This window comes from Enterovibrio norvegicus DSM 15893, from assembly GCF_900115495.1.
GTDB lineage: Bacteria > Pseudomonadota > Gammaproteobacteria > Enterobacterales > Vibrionaceae > Enterovibrio > Enterovibrio norvegicus.
The window spans coordinates 32,025-48,385 of record NZ_FOWR01000039.1 but is presented as its reverse complement, the minus strand read 5'-3'; the positions used below and the strand labels follow the sequence as shown (position 1 = coordinate 48,385).

General features: G+C 46.4%; 13 protein-coding genes. 3 read left to right on the top strand and 10 right to left on the bottom strand.

Annotation, left to right across the window (positions count from 1 at the left end; genetic code table 11):
* The 3 genes from BM082_RS19950 to nhaB all read right to left on the bottom strand — a co-directional run.
* On the bottom strand, positions 1-274 hold a 274-nt coding region (locus BM082_RS19950; RefSeq protein WP_208862527.1), incomplete at its 3' end, for a transposase domain-containing protein.
* A gap of 124 nt (positions 275-398) precedes the next feature.
* Positions 399-938, bottom strand: a complete 540-nt coding sequence (gene dsbB / locus BM082_RS19945; RefSeq protein WP_074928351.1) for a disulfide bond formation protein DsbB — start codon at positions 936-938, stop codon at positions 399-401.
* A gap of 85 nt (positions 939-1,023) precedes the next feature.
* Positions 1,024-2,604: a Na(+)/H(+) antiporter NhaB gene (gene nhaB, locus BM082_RS19940; protein ID WP_017012074.1), complete on the bottom strand. Its 1,581-nt coding sequence runs from the start codon at positions 2,602-2,604 to the stop codon at positions 1,024-1,026.
* 741 nt (positions 2,605-3,345) lie between these two features.
* Between nhaB and fadR the strand changes: the two genes are divergently transcribed.
* Positions 3,346-4,197, top strand: coding sequence for a fatty acid metabolism transcriptional regulator FadR (gene fadR, locus BM082_RS19935; protein WP_017012075.1), 852 nt, complete (start codon positions 3,346-3,348; stop codon positions 4,195-4,197).
* Positions 4,198-4,306: 109 nt separating this feature from the next.
* On the opposite strand, the gene BM082_RS19930 is transcribed toward fadR, so the two are convergent.
* The 5 genes from BM082_RS19930 to gap all read right to left on the bottom strand — a co-directional run bounded on the left by BM082_RS19930 (position 4,307) and on the right by gap (position 11,520).
* Positions 4,307-5,851 carry a SpoVR family protein gene (locus BM082_RS19930; RefSeq protein ID WP_017012076.1) on the bottom strand — a complete coding sequence of 515 codons (1,545 nt, stop codon included), beginning with the start codon at positions 5,849-5,851 and terminating at the stop codon, positions 4,307-4,309.
* Between the two features lie 64 nt (positions 5,852-5,915).
* Entirely contained in the window at positions 5,916-7,187 is a 1,272-nt protein-coding gene (locus BM082_RS19925) for a YeaH/YhbH family protein (protein WP_017012077.1), read from the bottom strand.
* Between the two features lie 40 nt (positions 7,188-7,227).
* Positions 7,228-9,162, bottom strand: coding sequence for a PrkA family serine protein kinase (locus tag BM082_RS19920; protein WP_074928349.1), 1,935 nt, complete (start codon positions 9,160-9,162; stop codon positions 7,228-7,230).
* A gap of 405 nt (positions 9,163-9,567) precedes the next feature.
* Positions 9,568-10,431, bottom strand: a complete 864-nt coding sequence (locus BM082_RS19915; protein WP_074928347.1) for a D-hexose-6-phosphate mutarotase — start codon at positions 10,429-10,431, stop codon at positions 9,568-9,570.
* 93 nt (positions 10,432-10,524) lie between these two features.
* Positions 10,525-11,520 carry a type I glyceraldehyde-3-phosphate dehydrogenase gene (gap, locus tag BM082_RS19910; protein ID WP_017012080.1) on the bottom strand — a complete coding sequence of 332 codons (996 nt, stop codon included), beginning with the start codon at positions 11,518-11,520 and terminating at the stop codon, positions 10,525-10,527.
* Between the two features lie 661 nt (positions 11,521-12,181).
* Between gap and msrB the strand changes: the two genes are divergently transcribed.
* The gene (gene msrB, locus BM082_RS19905) at positions 12,182-12,580 is read left to right on the top strand and encodes a peptide-methionine (R)-S-oxide reductase MsrB (protein ID WP_074928345.1); all 399 of its coding nucleotides are present in this window, start codon (positions 12,182-12,184) and stop codon (positions 12,578-12,580) included.
* Positions 12,581-12,721: 141 nt separating this feature from the next.
* Here the strand turns inward: msrB and BM082_RS19900 are convergent, their stop codons facing one another.
* Together BM082_RS19900 and BM082_RS19895 are read right to left on the bottom strand one after the other, a co-directional pair.
* Positions 12,722-13,591, bottom strand: a complete 870-nt coding sequence (locus tag BM082_RS19900; RefSeq protein ID WP_017012082.1) for a DUF2989 domain-containing protein — start codon at positions 13,589-13,591, stop codon at positions 12,722-12,724.
* A gap of 172 nt (positions 13,592-13,763) precedes the next feature.
* Complete coding sequence (locus tag BM082_RS19895; RefSeq protein WP_074928343.1) at positions 13,764-15,530, bottom strand: calcium-binding protein; 1,767 nt, start codon at positions 15,528-15,530, stop codon at positions 13,764-13,766.
* A 478-nt stretch (positions 15,531-16,008) separates the two neighbouring features.
* On the opposite strand from BM082_RS19895, the gene BM082_RS19890 reads away from it, so the two are divergent.
* Entirely contained in the window at positions 16,009-16,293 is a 285-nt protein-coding gene (locus BM082_RS19890) for a YeaC family protein (protein WP_017012775.1), read from the top strand.
* The last annotated feature ends 68 nt before the right edge of the window (positions 16,294-16,361 follow it).

The window sequence follows — 16,361 nt, the reverse complement described above, 5'->3', positions numbered from 1 at the left end:
TGGCGAGAGGAGGAAGTTCCCCTTTGGTATCAGGAAAAGCCAACTCAAGTTGGTCACAAACATTCTGAATCGAGCGATTGCGCAGTAATCCAATCCCTAAAACTAGCCAAACAGCCTGCTCAGCGGGAAAGCGACGTTTACGCAAAGAAGCGCGTCCGGTTTGTTTGACTGCTTCTTCAACCCACTCAAGAGGAATGTGTTTAGAGAATGCGTTGATAGGGTGGTCTTGGCAAAACTCAGCGGTGATGTGTAACTCTTTCAAAAACTCAGACATAAAAAATCGGCCTCAACAATGTTGAGGCCGATTATGAAGCCTGCGTAGGATCGTTCAATGACTTAAAACGATCGGCATTATGCCTTGGCAGGGATTTTTCTCTCTGGGTTCGTCTATTGAAAGACTAGAACAGACGACGTTCGCGACGCTTACCAAAGAACTGAGAAAGTACAACGATAGCGAGCACAATCAGCATGGCGGCGAAAATGATCACAAGCCATTGTGGCATCGAAAGATCGAAGAATTGCCAAACCACTTTGCCGCAGTCGCCGTTTGCTTCAAACATCCAAGGTGCCCATTTGTTCAAGGGTGCCCAAGAAGGGAAGGAAACAAAGATGTCGCATGTTGCACCGAACAAGTCGCTAGGATCAGGGAATTGATAACCAACGTGTTCAATGGATAGCTTTAATCCATAACCTGCAGATACGCCCCAGCCTAATAAACCCACCCAGCGGATGAGCCCATTTTGTGGTGCCAGTAAGCCAATGAAAGCGGCGACTAAAACGCCTGCCATCGCTACGCGTTCATAAATACACATCACACATGGTGCAAGGTTCATCACGTGTTGGAAGTAAAGTGCGCATAACTCAAACCCTAAAACAGAAAGCAACAGCAGAAGCCATGCTCCGCGGGTTCTTGAGATTTCGTTGAAAAAGGCCAACATAGTTAACGTATCCATTTCAAAAAGACAAAGCCCTGCATAGGCAGGACTTTGTTATTCAATGTGTTATTTGACCAAAAATCAACAATTAATGGCCAGAAGTCACCGCACTGACGGCACTTGCATCACCCAGAGTGATCCAGCCAGCAGCGTAGAACCAATCTGTTATTGGCACCAGCAGCAGTTCAATACCTGCTAGGCCAACCAGACCCATCACCACGGTATATGGCAGTGCCATGTAAACCATTTTGCCGTAAGACAAACGAAGCAGTGGTGCCAGCGTTGACGTCAGCAAGAACAGGAAGGCCGCTTGGCCGTTTGGTGTTGCAACAGACGGCAGGTTAGTACCTGTGTTGATCGCAACGGCAAGCAATTCAAACTGTTCACGCGAAATCACGCCATCCATGAGGGCTGCTTTTACTTCGTTGATGTAAACCGTTCCAACGAATACGTTATCAGACACCATCGAAAGCAAACCGTTCGCAATGTAGAACATGGTTAGCTGTGCGCCACCTTCAAGTTCCAGTACGGCACTGATGACTGGCGTGAAAAGCTCTTGGTCAACGATGACGGCAACGATAGAGAAAAAGACGGCAAGAAGTGCAGTAAATGGCAATGCTTCTTCGAAGGCTTTACCAATATGATGCTCATCAATGACGCCGGTAAATGACGTAGCAAGGATGATAACCATTAGACCGATAAGGCCGACTGCAGCCAGGTGCATGGCAAGTGCAATCACGAGGAAGACTGCAATACATGCTTGTGCAATTAACTTAGCGACATCAATGTTTGTGCGCTTTGCTTTTTCTGCGTTGTTGAATTCAACAAGAATGGCACGCACGTTTTCTGGAAGTTCTGTGCCGTAGTCAAACAGGCGGAACTTCTCAACGAACAAACAGGTAAGTAAACCACAGAACAAAACGGGTAAGGTCACAGGCAACATGCGGATGATGAACTCACCAAACTGCCAGCCTGCTTTTTCAGCAATGATCAGGTTTTGTGGTTCGCCAACCATGGTCATTACGCCACCTAATGCAGTACCAACACCTGCATGCATGAGCAAGCTACGTAGGAAAGCACGGTATTGTTCAAGGTCATCACGGCTTAGATCATCTCCGAGATTGTCGTCAGAGGTTGGGTCGTTATCTGCTGCGCCACCCGATGCTACACGGTGGTAAATAGAGTAAAAGCCAACAGCAACGCTGATAACAACCGCGATAACGGTTAGGGCGTCCAAGAACGCAGAAAGCAAGGCTGCTGCAGAACAGAAAGCGAGAGAAAGAAGGGCTTTAGAGCGAATGCCAAGCAGTATCTTTGTGAACATGTACAGCAGAAGCTGTTTCATGAAGTAGATGCCTGCAACCATGAAGATCAGAAGCAGTAGCACTTCAAAGTTTGCCACAAGTTCGTGTTTTACTGTGCTTGCGTCGGTCATGCCGATCGCAACAGCTTCAATGGCTAACAAACCACCTGGTTGAAGTGGGTAGCACTTCAGTGCCATCGCCAGCGTGAAGATGAACTCGACAACGAGTAACCAACCTGCCACAAACGGGTCAATTGCAAAGACAATTGGGTTGATAATCAAAAATGCGATGATTGCTGCTTTGTACCAGTCAGGTGCTTTACCGAGAAAGTTCTTGGTAAAGGCATTCCTTAGCGTAATAGCCATGTCTGTTTCTCTGTTCTTATGAAATAAGCTAATTTTCTTGGAAAATTGAAAAGAAGGTGTAAATAAACTGTTGTAGAGGTTGGCGGTTGTTTTGCATTGTTCGCCTTTGGTGGAAACAGGAGAGGATTTACAAACCTAACGTCGATTTCTCGACACGCACTACCTTTTGTGCCCTATTGCATAGGTATACACGGAGCACACAATACAGTGAGTTTCTAAACAGTCAACATTCCTTTCCGTGTTAATTAAATTACTGGAATTTGTTACGAAAAAAAGCAACGAGGTCTCGAACCCGTTGACGGTTTCTGTAACATTTTGCGCGGTATTTTATGCTGCAGTGGGTATTGATACAGTGATGCGGATCAACATTGTCCGAGCAGAGTTTCATGCAATGGCGATTTTTATTCAGTGAGTTAATGCGAATACTTATGAATATTGCGCTAATTATGAATAACCATTGAATGACGTGCTCAATCTTTGCATTTAAGGTTAGCGATGAATTTGCGAAGCGCTTTGCGGTTTTACTCATCACGTTCTGTTTTAAACAGCGCAATTTTTGTTCGACTTTACTTAGCTAACGATCGGGCATGTTGTGGTGGAAATTTCTATGTATGTGAACTGGCTCAGGCGATGGGGGTTAAATGACATGAATCGATGTCACCGGAAGGTTTCTTGGTTGATGTGAGAAGTGGTATGATGAGTTATTAATCAGGATAAGAAGCAACTTGGATACAATACTAAATGGTTATTAAGGCTGATAGCCCGGCAACGTTTGCTGAGAAATATATAATAGAAAGTATCTGGAATGATCACTTTCCTCAGGGCTCTATTTTGCCTGCAGAGCGGGAGCTATCAGAGCTTATCGGTGTTACTCGAACAACGCTTCGCGAAGTCCTTCAACGTCTCGCCCGTGATGGCTGGTTAACTATCCAGCACGGCAAACCTACCCGTGTTAATGACTACATGAACACGTCTGGTTTAAACATCCTTGATACGCTTGTTACCCTTGAAGGTGAAGACGTTCATGGCGTTCTAGAAAACCTTCTCTCGGCACGTACAGACATCAGCGGCGTTTACATGCGTTATGCGATGAAAAACGACGCGCAATCTTGCGCTGCTTTGATTGAAAAAGTCATTAGCCGTTGTGAGGAGCTTCTTGCGAGCGATAGCTTTGCTGCGTTTGTTGATGACGTTGAAGAAAAAGCGGCGATTCAGCAAGACGTGAAAAAGATTTACGATACCTTCGGTAAGTTGGACACTGAACTGTGTGAAGCGGTTTGCCGTGGTCGCGCGTTCAACCACTTTGACTATATGTTGTTCCAAGGCATGGCTCAACGTTCAGGTAACAAAGTCTACGTATTGACCATGAATGGCATGCGTAAGATTTACTCGCGTGTTGGCGGCTATTACTTCATGGATCAACGTGCCTGTGAATTGGCGCTTCAGTTCTACCGTGACCTTCTGGCGTTAACACTTTCAAACAGCCATGGTGATGTGGCTGACCGTATTAAACAGTATGGTCGTGAAAGTGGCGCGATGTGGTTCGGCAACCGCGAAACCATCGCAAAGCTGATGGAACAAGAAGAAGCGTAAGCGTATTACGCCGTGTCTTTATGTGAAAACAGCAGACACAAGAGAAAACGTAAAAAAAACCGCCAATTTGGCGGTTTTTTGTTTTTGTCGCTAGGCGGTTTGAGTGGTGTCACGTTCCTGGGATTAAATCCGGATCAAACTGCGGACGCTTTGGGCACGTCGCGATGATCTTCCCTTTCCCTTCTGGCGTTTCCTCTTCGAGTACCACTTCAAAGCCCCACAAACGATGCACATGCTTGAGCACTTCTTCGTGTGAGTTACCGAGAGGAATTCGGTTGTGCGGCACATAGCGAAGCGTTAACGCGCGATTTCCACGTAAATCTACGTCCCAAACCTGAATGTTTGGTTCGTGGTTCGCCAAATTGTATTGAGCAGAAAGTCTCTCACGCAGTTGCTGATAACCTTCCTCGTTATGAATGCCTGTTACTTCAATGTAATTCTGTCTGTCATCATCATTGATGGCGAAGAATTTCATGTCGCGCATCACTTTTGGTGATAAGAACTGGCTGATGAAACTTTCATCTTTGAAATTATGCATGGCGAAATGCAGTGTTTCGAGCCAATCAGAACCAGCAATGTCTGGGAACCAGTGTTTGTCTTCTTCCGTCGGGTTCTCACAAATTCTACGAAGGTCGGTAAACATGGCAAAACCCAATGCATACGGGTTAATGCCGCTGTAGTACTTGCTGTTGTATGGCGGTTGAGCAACCACGTTAGTGTGGCTGTGCAAAAATTCTAAAATGAAGCGATCGCTCACCAAGCCTTCGTCATACATATGATTCAAGATGGTGTAGTGCCAGAACGTTGCCCAGCCTTCGTTCATTACCTGCGTTTGTTTCTGTGGGTAGAAATACTGGCTGACTTTACGAACAATACGAATGGCTTCACGTTGCCACGGTTCAAGCAGTGGTGAATGCTTCTCAAAGAAATACAGGATGTTCTCCTGAGGCTCTGACGGGAAACGTTCTACTTCGACTTCGCGCTTTTTCTCGCTGGTGGGGATAGTACGCCAAAGTGCATTTACCTGAGTTTGAAGGTAATCCTCACGGGCTTTCTGGCGTGCGACTTCTTCCGCCATGGATATTTTCTGCGGGCGCTTATAACGGTCGACACCGTAGTTCATTAAGGCATGGCAGGAATCGAGAAGCTTTTCGACTTCATCGACGCCATATTTCTCTTCGCATTCGCTGATGTAGTTTTTGGCGAAGAGCAGGTAGTCAATGATAGAGCTTGCATCTGTCCACGTTTGGAACAGGTAATTACCTTTAAAGAAAGAATTGTGGCCATAACACGCATGCGCCATGACAAGCGCCTGCATGGTAATGGTATTTTCTTCCATTAAGTAAGCAATACAAGGGTCGGAGTTAATGACGATTTCGTACGCTAACCCCATATGACCGTGTTTGTAATTGCGCTCTGTTTCGATGAATTTTTTGCCGAATGACCAATGGCTGTAGTTGATCGGCATGCCCACACTGGAGTAGGCATCCATCATCTGTTCGGCGGTGATAATCTCAATTTGGTTAACGTAAGTATCGAGCTTGTAGTGCGCCGCTACTCGCTTGATTTCAGTGTGGTATTGGTCAAGAAGATCAAATGTCCAATCTGGCCCATCACTGAGTGTCTTGTTTTTCTTCTTTGCGGAGACAGTCATCATGGTCCTCCTTGGCGTCCGAACCGAATGCGAAATGCTTAGTGCGTTTGCAACAACACGCCGACTAACTTACTTGTTTCTTAAATAGCTCCCTGAAGACAGGGAAGATGTCGTCGGCAGTTCGAATGTTCTGCATGGCGAAGTTTTCATAGTTTTCATCAAGCGTTTCATACTCTCGCCAAAGCGTTTGATGTGCACGGCGTGTGATTTCGATATAGGAATAATATCTTGTCACCGGCAGCAGTTGTTTTTCGAGCAATTCACGACAACCTGGGGAATCATCCGCCCAGTTATCGCCATCTGAAGCTTGTGCTGCATACACATTCCACTCGCTTGCGGGATAACGCGCTTTGACGATTTCATCCATTAATCGCAATGCACTGGAGACAATGGTGCCACCGGTTTCTTGCGAATAGAAAAACTCGTGCTCATCCACTTCTTTAGCTTGTGTATGGTGGCGAATAAACACCACCTCAACGCTTTTGTAAGTCCGCGTTAAGAAGAGATATAGCAGGATATAAAAGCGCTTAGCGATGTCTTTGGTGGCTTGGTCCATTGAACCTGAGACATCCATCAAACAAAACATCACGGCCTGACTGCTTGGCTGTGGGCGTTTTTCGTAGTTTTTAAAGCGCAAATCAAAGGTGTCGATAAAAGGCACGGCTTTGATTTTGTCTTTGAGCGATTGAATTTCTTCTTCGATGCGTTTTTCTTCAAGCGGCTGAGCGGGTTCTGTCCCTTTCAGCACTTCAAGTTCTGCTTCGAGCTCTTTCACTTTGCGTCGCTTACCCGCTGACATCGCAGTACGGCGAGCCAACGAGTTTTGTAGTGAACGCACGATGGCAATATTGGATGGTACCCCTGTCGCTTTAAAACCGGAGCGATGGGTTTTGTACTCGACCAATTTGGTCATCTGGTTCTTTTGAAGATTAGGCAGTTCTAAGTCTTCAAATAGCAAATCGAGATATTCGTCTTTGGAAATCTGAAACACGAATTCGTCTTGGCCTTCGCCGTCAGGACTGGCTTGTCCTTCTCCTGCGCCACCACTTCCTCCACCGCCTGGTGGACGCTCAATGCGATCACCAGGGATGAATTGGTCGTTGCCAGGGTGGACAGCATCACGCTGTCCTCCTTTGCCTTGACGAAAGGTCGGCTCTCGGATGTCGCGAGAGGGGATAGTGATGCTCTCACCACTATCCACGTCGGTAATCGAGCGTTGGTTTACTGCATCAGCAATAGACTCTTTAATCTGTCTCTTGTGACGACGTAAGAAACGTTGTCGATTGACCGTACTCTTGTTTTTTCCGTTGAGCCGTCGATCTATAAAATGCGCCATAAGCCCCCCGTATGCTGGTTACTTCTCTGACTAGGCTGAATTAAGAGGACTTACGCACGCGTAGGTACCATTCAGACAGAAGTCGCACTTGCTTGCGGGTATATCCCTTCTCCATCATACGAGCGACAAAGTCGTCGTGTTTCTTCTGTTCTTCGGTCGAGGTTTTCGCATTGAAGGAGATAACAGGCAGCAGCTCTTCTGTGTTCGAGAACATTTTCTTCTCAATCACAGTGCGAAGTTTCTCGTAGCTGGTCCAGCCAGGATTCTTGCCTTCATTGTTAGCACGAGCACGAAGCACGAAGTTAACAATTTCATTTCGGAAGTCTTTAGGGTTACTGATCCCTGCTGGCTTCTCAATTTTTTCCAGTTCACTGTTCAATGCGGAGCGGTCGAACAATTGGCCGGTGTCTGGATCGCGGTATTCTTGGTCTTGGATCCAGAAGTCTGCGTAGGTCACGTAACGGTCAAAGATGTTTTGACCGTACTCAGAGTATGACTCGAGGTAAGCGGTTTGAATTTCTTTGCCAATGAACTCGACGTACTTAGGAATCAAATAGCCTTTGAGGTTCTCTAGATACTTCTCTGCGATTTCTTGCGGGAACTGCTCACGTTCAATTTGCTGTTCGAGTACGTAGAACAGGTGCACAGGGTTAGCCGCGACCTCGGAATGGTCGAAGTTAAATACGCGTGACAGGATCTTAAAGGCGAAGCGTGTAGACAGGCCGTTCATGCCTTCGTCAACGCCCGCATAGTCACGGTATTCTTGGTAAGACTTGGCTTTTGGATCTGTGTCTTTCAGTGTTTCACCGTCGTACACACGCATCTTCGAGAAGATGCTGGAGTTTTCAGGCTCTTTCAGACGAGAAAGGACACTGAAGCGCGCAAGAATATCGAGCGTGCTTGGTGAACAAGGTGCTGACGAAAGTTCACTGCTCTCCAATAGCTTGTCGTAAATCTTCATCTCTTCCGATACGCGCAAGCAGTATGGCACTTTCACGATATAAACACGGTCGAGGAAGGCTTCGTTGTTCTTGTTGTTACGGAATGTCTGCCACTCAGATTCGTTTGAGTGCGCTAGAATCATGCCGTCAAATGGTAATGCTGACAGGCCTTCGGTACCGTTGTAGTTACCTTCTTGTGTGGCTGTTAGCAATGGGTGAAGCACTTTGATCGGTGCTTTAAACATCTCGACGAATTCCATTAAGCCTTGGTTGGCTTTACACAGCGCACCGGAGTAGCTGTATGCATCAGGGTCGTCTTGCGCGAAATGTTCGAGTTGTCGAATGTCGACTTTACCGACCAAGGACGAGATGTCTTGGTTGTTTTCATCGCCGGGCTCGGTTTTGGCTACGGCCACTTGGTCTAAGATTGAAGGACGAACCTTCACCACGCGGAATTTGCTTATGTCGCCGCCGAATTCGTGCAGACGCTTAGCAGCCCATGGTGACATGATGGAACGTACATAACGTTGTGAAATGCCATACTCACTTTCAAGTAGCGCACCGTCTTCAACAACATCGAATAAACAGAAAGGATGATCGTTCACTGGGCTGCGTTCGCCGTTTGCTGTCAGAATGTACACAGGCACTTTCTGCATCAGGCTTTTTAGTTTTTCAGCCAGCGAGGATTTACCACCACCAACAGGACCAAGGAGATACAAGATCTGCTTACGTTCTTCCAGGCCTTGGGCGGCGTGTTTAAGGTAAGAAACGATTTGTTCTATGGCTTCTTCCATGCCGTAGAAATCTTCGAAGGTTTTGTAGCGCGAGATGACTCGGTTTGAAAAGAGGCGACTTAAACGTGGTTCTAACGCCGTATCAATCATCTCGGGTTCACCGATTGCCATTAACAAGCGTTCAGCCGCGTTGGCGTAAACACTGCGATCTTCCCGGCAAAGGTCCAGAAACTCTTGAAGGCTCAGCTCTTCGTCTTTCGCTTCTTCATAGCGCTGACGATAGTGGTCGAAAATACTCATGGTCCTGCCCCCTAAATCGTACTGTTAACATTAAGAAAGGATATCGGCGCAGTTGCTTTCATATCCTCACTACTTTAAGACTAGTACCAACTGATCAATTTGCTTGGTTGAATTACTTGTTTTTTCGATATTTTTCCCTTTTGTGATAAGGCTTTGTATTCGGTATGTAACTTTTGCCAGCCGCAATTGTCATTGTGTATTTCGTTGATTGAAGCGGGAAAATCTAAATGTTGAGACGGCAACAGAGGAATTTGCTGTTTGATTGAGGGCGTTGTTGGCAGTGGAGTCTTTGGAACAAAGTAATAAAAAAGAAGGACAAGGTAACAAAAAATAAAAACCGAAGCAGGGCGCTTCGGTTTTGTCTTTCGCGTGGCAGGCGGCGTTTTGCCGTCGCTTTGTGCGTGGTTAGCAACTTACAATTTTTGTTGAAAGCGTATGCGTCTCGCCAGCATTCAATGTCACGCTGCGATCATGCACCGCAGACTCCACACACACCATGGTTTCGTAGCTGTTATCTGCCATGTCACCCATGCTGATTGACAATGCTTTCCAAGGGTTCCACACAACCACGCCATTGTTACCACCGTTGATCACGTTAAGGCGACGCTGCAGTGCAGGATCGTCCACGACGACCGTTTCGTCTGCGTGCGGGTAAATGCGGTCAACTTCTTGATCAAATTGTGTGTTACCTGCGCTTGGTTTACGCACGCCACCTTCAATGTATTCGTTGCCGAGGCTTGATACTGTGGTTGTGGTGATGTCACCGATGTTGAGGTAAGTGTGCAGTGCGCCGCCCAGTTGGAACGGTGTATCGCCTGTGTTGGTGCTGACCAGTTTCACATCTAGCGTGTCAGTCACTTCAACGAGGAGTTCTGCCTTGAATTCATGTGGCCAAATCGCGCGGGTTTCCGCTGAATCTTGCAGCGTTAGGCTGATGATCACGCCTTCATCGTTTTCACGATGTTCGTTGAGTATCCACTCGCTGGTGCGGGCGAAGCCATGAGATGGTTCAGCCGCTTTACCAAACCAAGGCCAACAGACTGGAATGCCACCTCGAATGGCTTTGCTGCCGCCAAAGTCAGCGTTCTCGCTCATCCAAATGGTATCTTTCTTACCAGTGGGCTGAAAGCTAAGTACGTGAGCACCAAAGAGAGAAATTGTCGCAGTTGCTTTTGGATGAATAACGCGAACAACTTTGATGCCGTCCAATTCGCAAACGGTAACATAGTCAGAGAGTACAGCAAGGGTAGGGAGCTGTTTAACGTCCATGAAGCATGCCTTCTGAATGTGAAATTTAGGTACAAAAAAGGCGGCCAATAAGCCGCCTTTTGTCACTCATGCCTTAACGGCAATCCGGAATGATTACTTAGAGATGTGAGCAACCAGGTCCAGAACTTTGTTTGAGTAACCGATTTCGTTGTCGTACCAAGATACAACTTTAACGAATTTGTCAGTCAGAGCAACACCCGCTTTCGCGTCGAATACTGAAGTTTGAACTTCACCGATGAAGTCTTGAGATACAACTTCGTCTTCAGTGTAGCCAAGAACGCCAGCCATTTCGCCTTCTGAAGCAGCTTTCATTGCCGCACAGATTTCTGCGTAAGTAGCAGCTTCTTTTAGGTTAACAGTCAGGTCAACAACAGAAACGTTTGCAGTTGGTACGCGGAAAGCCATACCAGTCAGTTTGCCGTTTAGTTCAGGAAGAACTACGCCAACTGCTTTAGCTGCGCCAGTTGATGATGGGATGATGTTCTGAGAAGCACCACGACCACCACGCCAGTCTTTCGCAGAAGGACCGTCAACAGTTTTCTGAGTTGCAGTAGTAGCGTGAACAGTAGTCATAAGACCAGATTCGATGCCCCACTTGTCGTTCAGTACTTTCGCGATAGGCGCAAGACAGTTAGTCGTACAAGAAGCGTTAGAAACGATGTCTTGACCAGCGTAAGAAGCGTGGTTAACGCCCATTACGAACATTGGCGTTGCGTCTTTAGAAGGACCAGTTAGAACAACTTTCTTCGCACCAGCAGTGATGTGTTGGCGTGCAGTTTCGTCAGTCAGGAAGATACCAGTTGCTTCAGCAACAACATCAACACCTACTGCGTCCCACTGAAGTTCAGTTGGGTTACGTTCTGCAGTTACGCGTACGGTTTTACCGTTAACAACCAAGTTACCGTCTACAACTTCAACAGTACCGTTGAAACGGCCGTGAGTTGAGTCGTACTTCAGCATGTACGCCATGTAATCAACGTCGATCAGGTCGTTGATTGCTACAACTTCGATGTCGTTACGCTCAACAGATGCACGGAAAACGAAACGGCCGATACGGCCAAAACCGTTAATACCTACTTTGATAGTCATTATGTTGCTCCACAACTTAATATCTAGTGAAAGGAAATTGGTAGTAAAATTACAGAATCGGTATCCCCCATGCAAGCGAAAAACCGATCTAAATTGCGTAAAGTCAAAATTTAGTACGGATTATTTTTACATCACCCAAACAAATTTTGTGTTTCCTATTGGAAAAGTTGAATTTATTGGGGCCAATGACACGATGACTGATTTTTGAACATTGCGCACTGAAATGCATACAGCACATAAAACGTACGCAAATCGGTATATCGAAAAGTATGGTGAGAATAGTGTGATGCTTGAGTGCGAAATTTGAGAATTGGAACGCGTTACAAGTTAATCGACGGACAGGGTATGTGGCAGTGTTACTCACGCACTTTATGCGTCGTTGAGGCTAAGCGAATGTCGCTCGAATGCATTCACCTCATTGCATTATTAGAAAGACACACATAAGTCGTTAGAACTCAAAATAATGACGGTGGCTGCAAAGAAGCTCTTTAAGCTGACGCTACGTTAATTTTTACTCAGCTTTGGGTTCATACATAGAAAGGATCATGCGTTTGATCACATCTATGCGTGCGAATGCTTATTGTCTGCACGAGAACTGTTTTAAATAGGAGGCTAACTGATGCTTCGGCACGAATAAATGCATTCAACACAGGGAGTAAAGATGACAAAGGGCGGCGATGATAAGTGGAAAGCATCACTTTCTGAGTTGGCTTATAAGGTTTGTCGCTTGGGGCACACAGAGCCAGCATATAGCGGAGCCTTACTCCACAACCACCGATGTGGGTTTTACCACTGCATTTGTTGCAATCAGCGATTATTTGATTCGAACACTAAATTTGATTCTGGGTGCGGTTGGCCGAGTTTCGATGTAGCGATTGAAGGCACTGTTCGGTATGTGGCAGATAAGAGCCATGGCATGGTAAGAACGGAAATTCGTTGTGTTCAATGTGACAGTCATTTAGGGCATGTATTTGATGATGGCCCAACGAGCACAGGTCAACGCTATTGCGTGAATTCAGTTTCCATGCAGTTTGATGGCGCGTCTCCCTCCGACCAATAACGTCATGTGATTTTCGGGGAAATAAAAAAGCGAACGGCAAACGTTCGCTTTTTTGTTGTGTCCTGTCAGTGTCTTTTATTAATGTGCGTTTCCCATTCTGGTGCTGCACTATTGATCAGAGAAAAGAGTTCGTCTTAGAAACTATTCTTTCTTGTTGTCAATGATGGCTAATGTGCTTAATAAACCCGAATTAAAATCACCATCTTCAATGGCGCTCGCAATGTCGCCCGCAATGTCTGAAATTTGATCACGTCTCGCGTCTTCCATCGGGTAGAGCAATTTCAACTGTGCTTGCTTCGCAACGGGAAGATCCATTTCTGAGCCGACCAATGCCCATAGGTAAGCAATGTCCAAGTTGCCGAGTGAGTGGTTTGCTGTTGCCAGTGATTTGATGGCTTCTGGGACAGTTTTGTCTCGTGTTTTTCCTGCTCGGCCATCGTAAAGCATCAATGACTTCTGTAGCAGGTCAATGGTATGAAGCTTGTCTTTATCGACGTAGTAAGTGGCAAGGCCGAGTTGTAATTCTGGTGTGTCGAGGTACTCGGTTTCTTCTAGCTTTAAGAATTGCTCTAACGCTTCGTTATCACCCTGCGTCCAACGGTAATAGATGATTGAGGGTTGATAAGAGCTTTTCAGTTCTAGCTCTAGGCGTTCAATCGAGTCGAACGCATGAAACAACGCTTCAGTTCGGAGCGTCTTTTTCGCTTTCAATGTTGTGGTCTCAATCTGTGCGACGAGCTCCATACACCTTGCGTACTTTTTGGTGAGCATCAGTTCATCGAACTTGTTGAGATCGGACGGTTTTTTTAGAACGTTAAAACGCTTCCAGATGAGATCAGTACGTTCATGACGACACTGACCGTCTTGCACATTGAGCTTGGCACAAATCGAAGGATTGTTTTCACAAAGCTGAGCAGTGCTTCGGTTGCTTTCAAAGCAGCCAGTGACCAGTAACGTACCAAATACGGTAATGGCGAGTTGGGTGTTGAATTTGGCTCGACTTATCTTCATTCCGTGAAATGCTCTTCTGTTTTTAAATCGGGACACAAGACTTATAACATAAACACTTCTTCTTAGTTTATCTCCAATTTCGGCCTTTTGCGTGACCACGCAAAGAGAAAAAAAGGCCAGCGTGATGCTGACCTTCCTCTTGCTTACGGATTTTATCTGAATTTATAGACCGTTATACGATATCCGTGCCGAGGTAAGTAATAGTCTCTGCGTCGGTCCAAATCGTGATTTGATCGTCACTGAACTGGTCATCAAACACATAAGCCTGAAGATCGCTGACTTGCGCGTTGGTTAGCCCCATTTTTTCTATCATTGCGGGGGTTATATCAGCGTTTGATGTTGCAGATGCATTGTATGCCCAATTGACACCCGTTAGGTTCAACGTGTCGTCACCATCCCCCAACCAAGCAACAAAACCCTGCCAGTCGTCATTGTTTGTATCGTCAGATTGCTGATCAATCTCGTGTGCATTGATGGTGATGGTTTGGTTACTGTTGTCGCCAATCACGGCTTCTATGCCTGCAATAACGTTACCGCTAATGCCTGGCGTGGTTTGGTAGGCAGCTCCCGTAAAGTCGGCATGATGTTCACCTTCCATCAGCAAAGTATCAAATCCGGTTGAAGCATCGTAGATGTTCTGAGTTATCTGTCTGCCGCTTCCTAGGGTTTCGATCTGTCCTTGGAAATCATCTTGATCGAACACGAATGTGTCTGCGTTAAAACTACCGACAAGGATATCTTGACCCTCTTGCCCATCCAGATAGTTGTTATCACTCATCCAACCTGAGAATAGGTAGTCGTTTCCTTCTCCGCCCAAAAGCGTATTGCTGCCAAGAATGCCGTAGATTTCGTCGTTGCCGTCTCCGCCATCAAGGTAGTCATCACCTCGTTGACCTCGCAGGATGTCATCGCCGTCTTCGCCGTAGATTTTATCGTCACTCGAACCGCCTCGTAAATCGTCGTTACCATGGCCACCGTAAATTTCATCATCATCAATGCCGCCGAACACAAGGTCGTCGCCATCGCCTGTATCAATATAGTTACTGCCAGCGGTGCCATGAACGATGTCATCACCGTCGTCCGCCCAGAGCTCATCATCGCCCGCGCCCGCGATGATAGTGTCATCGCCGGCTTGACCGAAAATCAGGTCGTCACCGTCACCGCCACTGAGAGTGTCGTTGCCGCGTCCGCCGCGCAGTTCGTCATCACCTACACCGCCTTCTAACGTGTCGTTACCATTTTGGCCAAACAGACGGTCGTCGCCGTTTCCACCGTGAATGAGGTCGTCGCCGTCCTCACCCCACATTCTGTCGTCACCTTCGCCACCTGAAAGCACGTCGTTACCATCGCCGCCTATCAGAGAGTCATCCCCGCCTTCACCATAAAGGCGATCATCGCCGTCATAGCCATAAAGGGAATCATTGCCGCCAATGGTTGGATCGCCAGTGGTTTGTTCTACCTCAATAGAGACAGAAGAGGACGATATATTGGTTTCTACGTCGTTTAGGACGAGTGGGCGCCATTCGAACCCAGACCTGTCAGCGACAGGAAGCGAGAAAAAGACAAGCGTCGTGCCATTTGCAACGTTGATATCGATGGCACTGGTGTCTTGTGCTGTGGCCGTTGATTCGACGAGGATTTTGGTGCTCAACACATTGCCGCTGCTATCTAAAACGGCGTAGCCGACACTTTTATCATCGCCAGAAGGAAATGAAAACTGTGACAAATGTACTGACAGAAAAGTCTCACTAGAGATACTGTAACTGCCATCAGAATTTTGCGAGAGTTGAGAAATCTGACTGCTTGAGGAATCGCCATAAACAACGTCATCACCTTCATAGGCTCTAAGGGTGTCATTTCCTTCAAGGCCATAGATGAGGTCGTCGTCGGTTGTACCGTCGAGCATATTTGCGGCGTTATCGCCAGTGATTGTAGCCATGGGTTTTACCTTTTAATGGGCGCTTTCAATAATAAATAGTGCGCACAGAACCGTTCAAATTACGCATTGACGTTGTGCAAAATTACGGGGGGTAAAACCTACAGTCTTTGATTATTTTTATGTGCGATGAATTGAACTCTTTTGTTGATGACAAGTGAGGCATTCATCGTCAATTGGATAAACACGTTTTATTGAAACGCGTTTCTCTACACCCTCGATAATATGGTGATACGGTGGCAAAAGTGGACGAATATCACAAGACTATGGCTGTCTATTAATAAGAAAATCAGTACTATTAGGGTTGAGAGACATGCTGATCCTCGCGCAAAGCATGATCAAAATATGAGATCTTCATTCAAAAAAGAATGGGTTTCAAACAAGACGCAATCGTGAAATATTTGGTGTAAAGTAAACCAAATACTGGCCTTACGCGTTGATTAATGCGAGATGTAGAACCGAGGAAAGGTGCAAAACAAACATGGATATCGAACAACTACTAGAAAGCATCACACCTGAAGCATTCGAACGATTAAATTACGCCGTTGCGACGGGAAAATGGCCTGAAGGAACACCGCTGACTCAGGAGCAGCGAGACAACGCCATACAAGTGGTCATGTTGTACCAATCGCGCAACAACACTGACCCTCAGCACATGTCTGTGGCTGCGGGTGGGGACATCAAACTCAAGTCAAAGAGTGAATTAAAGCGTGATTTTTCGCCTGCGCAAGAAACCATTGTTCAGATGAAAGCATCTGACGATTAATCGGTGCTTTTTTCATTCTTAAAGATGAAAAAAACGGCCCGGTCGGGCCGTTTGATGTTACATGCTTT

What these genes read in the sequence shown, in the direction of transcription:
- msrB (WP_074928345.1), top strand. Translation starts at nt 12,182, where the DNA reads ATGACAAAGGGCGGCGATGATAAGTGGAAAGCATCACTTTCTGAGTTG.
- BM082_RS19900 (WP_017012082.1), bottom strand. Translation starts at nt 13,591, where the DNA reads ATGAAGATAAGTCGAGCCAAATTCAACACCCAACTCGCCATTACCGTA.
- nhaB (WP_017012074.1), bottom strand. Translation starts at nt 2,604, where the DNA reads ATGGCTATTACGCTAAGGAATGCCTTTACCAAGAACTTTCTCGGTAAA.
- BM082_RS19915 (WP_074928347.1), bottom strand. Translation starts at nt 10,431, where the DNA reads ATGGACGTTAAACAGCTCCCTACCCTTGCTGTACTCTCTGACTATGTT.
- BM082_RS19890 (WP_017012775.1), top strand. Translation starts at nt 16,009, where the DNA reads ATGGATATCGAACAACTACTAGAAAGCATCACACCTGAAGCATTCGAA.
- BM082_RS19895 (WP_074928343.1), bottom strand. Translation starts at nt 15,530, where the DNA reads ATGGCTACAATCACTGGCGATAACGCCGCAAATATGCTCGACGGTACA.
- dsbB (WP_074928351.1), bottom strand. Translation starts at nt 938, where the DNA reads ATGTTGGCCTTTTTCAACGAAATCTCAAGAACCCGCGGAGCATGGCTT.
- fadR (WP_017012075.1), top strand. Translation starts at nt 3,346, where the DNA reads ATGGTTATTAAGGCTGATAGCCCGGCAACGTTTGCTGAGAAATATATA.
- BM082_RS19925 (WP_017012077.1), bottom strand. Translation starts at nt 7,187, where the DNA reads ATGGCGCATTTTATAGATCGACGGCTCAACGGAAAAAACAAGAGTACG.
- BM082_RS19930 (WP_017012076.1), bottom strand. Translation starts at nt 5,851, where the DNA reads ATGACTGTCTCCGCAAAGAAGAAAAACAAGACACTCAGTGATGGGCCA.
- gap (WP_017012080.1), bottom strand. Translation starts at nt 11,520, where the DNA reads ATGACTATCAAAGTAGGTATTAACGGTTTTGGCCGTATCGGCCGTTTC.
- BM082_RS19920 (WP_074928349.1), bottom strand. Translation starts at nt 9,162, where the DNA reads ATGAGTATTTTCGACCACTATCGTCAGCGCTATGAAGAAGCGAAAGAC.